This window comes from uncultured Amaricoccus sp. (assembly GCF_937858865.1).
Lineage (GTDB): Bacteria > Pseudomonadota > Alphaproteobacteria > Rhodobacterales > Rhodobacteraceae > Amaricoccus.
Genome location: NZ_CALLYO010000604.1, coordinates 1 through 3,187, shown reverse-complemented (window position 1 = coordinate 3,187; position 3,187 = coordinate 1). Strand labels below are relative to the sequence as shown.

The 3,187-nt window shown below is 73.5% G+C and carries 4 protein-coding genes; all 4 read left to right on the top strand.

Annotated elements, in window-relative coordinates; genetic code table 11:
- The first annotated feature begins 135 nt into the window (after positions 1-135).
- Positions 136-1,089 carry a glycosyltransferase family A protein gene (locus Q0112_RS17890; protein WP_297977383.1) on the top strand — a complete coding sequence of 318 codons (954 nt, stop codon included), beginning with the start codon at positions 136-138 and terminating at the stop codon, positions 1,087-1,089.
- The gene (locus Q0112_RS17885) at positions 1,086-1,682 is read left to right on the top strand and encodes an NAD(P)-binding protein (protein WP_297977382.1); all 597 of its coding nucleotides are present in this window, start codon (positions 1,086-1,088) and stop codon (positions 1,680-1,682) included. Before Q0112_RS17890 ends, Q0112_RS17885 begins: the two co-directional genes overlap by 4 nt.
- Positions 1,683-1,727: 45 nt before the next feature.
- Entirely contained in the window at positions 1,728-2,738 is a 1,011-nt protein-coding gene (locus Q0112_RS17880) for a GMC family oxidoreductase (RefSeq protein WP_297977380.1), read from the top strand.
- A 48-nt stretch (positions 2,739-2,786) separates the two neighbouring features.
- A partial coding sequence (locus Q0112_RS17875) for an aldo/keto reductase (RefSeq protein WP_297977379.1) occupies positions 2,787-3,187 on the top strand: 401 nt, incomplete at its 3' end.

Here is a 3,187-nt window from a genome sequence, read left to right as displayed (position 1 = left end):
CGAAGGCGGGCTTGACCCCACCCGCCGGATGGGGGCAGAAGACCAGCTAGGGCATGCGTGTGCGACGGGCCGGAAAGGACCGCGCGCTGTAGTGCGGGAGATCCGGAAATCTTCCGCATCCGAAGGGTATCCGTCATGCAGACCGCCTATGTGCTTGTCTCGCCCTGCAAGGACGAAGCCAAATACATTGAGAAAACCCTCCACTCCGTAGCCCAGCAGACCGTCAAGCCAGCGCAGTGGGTGATCGTCGACGACGGCTCGCGCGACGACAGCATGGCGATCGTCGCGCAGTACCAGACCCGGATGCCCTTCATCAAGGTGGTGCATCGTGAAACTGGCGCGCGGGCTGTCGGCCCCGGCGTCATCCAGGCGTTCAATGCCGGGCTCGCCGCCGTCGACGCAGCCCACGACTTCATCTGCAAGTTCGACGTCGATCTCGAGCTCCCCGAGCGCTACTTCGAGATCATGCTCGAGCGGATGGCGGCCGACCCGCGCCTCGGCACCTTCAGCGGCAAGCCCTGGTATCACAACCGCGCCGGCCGCCTCGTCCCCGAGCTCTGCGGCGACGAGAGCTCAGTCGGGATGATCAAGTTCTACCGCCGGAGCGCCTTCGACGCGATCGGCGGCTTCGTCGTGGAGAACGGCTGGGACATGCTCGACGGCCACATGGCGCGCTGGCACGGCTGGCGCGCCGGCTCCCGCGACGAGGCGGACACCCGCTTCCTGCATCTCCGCGCCATGGGGTCGAGCCAGAAGAGCCTGCGCCACGGCCGGGCCCGCCACGGCGAGGCGCAGTGGCGGATCGGCACGCACCCGCTGTTCTTCGCCGCCGCTGCGGTCAACCGGCTCAAGGAGCCGCCGCTCGTCCTCGGCACGCTCTGGTTCACCACCGGCTACCTGCGCGCCGCCCTCACCGGCACGCCGCGGCTCGGCGACGAGGACTTCATCCGCTTCCTCCGCCGCTACCAGCTCCGGGCGCTCCGCACCGGCAAGCGCGAGGCCGCGGAATGGGCCTTCCAGGAACGCGCCCACGACCTCGCGCGGGGCGGGATCCCGGAGGCCGCGCGAGGGGCCGACCTGACCGCATGATCCTCGAATCGTCCCGGCTCGCGGTGCTCCGGGAGCTCGCCGCGGACGTCCACGTCATCGGCTCGGGCCCGGTCGGCATCGTCACGGCGCTGGCGCTCGCCGACCGCGGCTTCCGGGTGCTGGTGCTCGAGAGCGGCGGCGCCGGGCTCGAGCCCGCGGCCGACGACCTCGCGGTCGCCGAGTGCCTGAGCCCCGACAGCCATTTCGAGCCCCATACCGCCGTCGCGCGCCGGCTCGGCGGCACCTCCAACCTCTGGGCCGGGCGCTGCGTGCCCTTCGACCCGATCGACTTCCGCGCCCGGCCCTGGCTCGGGCTCAAGGCCTGGCCGATCACCGAGGACGACCTCGCGCCCTTCCTGGCGCCGGCCCTCGCCGCCCTCGGAGCGGGAGAGGCGGTCTTTTCCGCCCCGATCCCCGGCGTCGCCGCCGATGCGGCGTTCCGCTGCGACACGCTCGAACGCTGGACGAACCGGCCCCGCATCCAGAAGCTCCACGGCAAGGCCCTGGTGGGGCGCCCGGACCTGACCGTCGCGCTCCGCTCCACCGTCACCGGCTTCCGCTATGGCCCGGACGGCGCCATCGCCGGGCTCTAGCTCCACGTCGGGGAAGAGGGCAGGGGGGAGATACCCGCCGCCCGGGTGGTGCTCGCGGCTGGCGGCAACGCCAGCACCCGCCTGCTGCTCCTCGAGCAGGAACGAAATCCGGGGCTCTTCGGCGGCGCCGGCGGCCCGCTCGGGCGCTTCTACATGGGCCATCTCTCCGGCCAGATCGCCGACCTCGTCCTCGAGGACCGGAGGCTGCACGACGCCCTCGACTATCACGTTGACGCCCACGGCTCCTACGTCCGCCGCCGCCTGGTGCCGTCCGACGCCACCCAGGAGGCGGAGCGCCTCGCCAACGTCGCCTTCTGGCCGGTGGTGCCGCCGATCGCCAATGCCGCGCACCGCTCGGGGCCGCTCTCCGCGGTCTTCCTCGCCCTGTCGCTGGCGCCGCTCGGGCGGCGGCTGATCGCCGAGCCGGTGCGGCTGAAGCATGTGGGCCCGCCGCCCTACCGGCGCGCGGCGCACCTCGGCAACGTCCTGCGCGACCTGCCGCGCACCCTCGGCTTCGCTCCCGCCTTCCTCTGGCGGAACCAGGTGGCGAGGATGCGGCTGCCCGGCTTCTTCCTCACCAATTCCGCCCGGCGCTACGGGCTCGAGTACCATTCCGAGCAGCTGCCCGACCCGGAGAGCCGCCTGACGCTCGCGGAGGCGCGCGACGGGCTCGGCCAGCGGCGGCTCCGCATCGACCTGCGCTTCGGCGAAGCGGACGCCACCTCGGTCGTCCGGGCGCACGCCGCGCTCGAGGCCTGGCTCGTGCGCAACCGCCTGGCGCGGCTCGACTACTACGCCGCCGACCCCGGGGCGCGGGCGGCTGCGGTGCTCGCGAACGCCAGGGACGGCGCCCACCAGGTCGGGACGATCCGCATGGCCACCGAGCCGGGGCAGGGGGTGGTGGACGGCCGCTGCCGGGTCTTCGGCACGCCCGGGCTGCATGTGGTCTCGACCGCGGTGCTGCCGACCTCCGGCCAGGCCAACCCGACGCTCACCGCCGTCCAGCTCGGCCTGCGCCTCGCCGACGACCTCGCCGCAGGTCATGCGCAAGGTTGAGGTGGGCAGGAGGGACGGCTAGCCTTCAGTAGGCGAGGGAGGCAGGGCATGCGACGGGTGACGCTCGGGACGACCGGCATCGAGACCTCCTGCCTCGGCTTCGGAGCCGCCTCGCTCGGCTCGCGCGTCGGCGAGGCGCCGGGGCTCCGGGCGCTCGAGGCCGCCTTCGACGCCGGCGTCACCTGGCTCGACCTGGCGCCCCTCTACGGCGGCGGCCGGGCGGAGGAGATCGCCGGGCGCTTCCTCAAGGGCCGGCGCGACGCGGTGCAGGTCTGCAGCAAGGTCGGTCTGGCGCCCGGAGGCACCGGGGGCCTCGGGGGGAGCCTGAAGGCGGCGCTGATGCCGGCGGCGCGGGCGGCGGTCGGGGCGGTGCCGGCGCTGCGCGGGCTGCTGCGCCGTTCTGGCGCCCAGCCGGCGCAGGCGCTGCCGCTCACCCGCGAGCTCGTCCT

What these genes read in the sequence shown, in the direction of transcription:
- Q0112_RS17890 (WP_297977383.1), top strand. Translation starts at nt 136, where the DNA reads ATGCAGACCGCCTATGTGCTTGTCTCGCCCTGCAAGGACGAAGCCAAA.
- Q0112_RS17885 (WP_297977382.1), top strand. Translation starts at nt 1,086, where the DNA reads ATGATCCTCGAATCGTCCCGGCTCGCGGTGCTCCGGGAGCTCGCCGCG.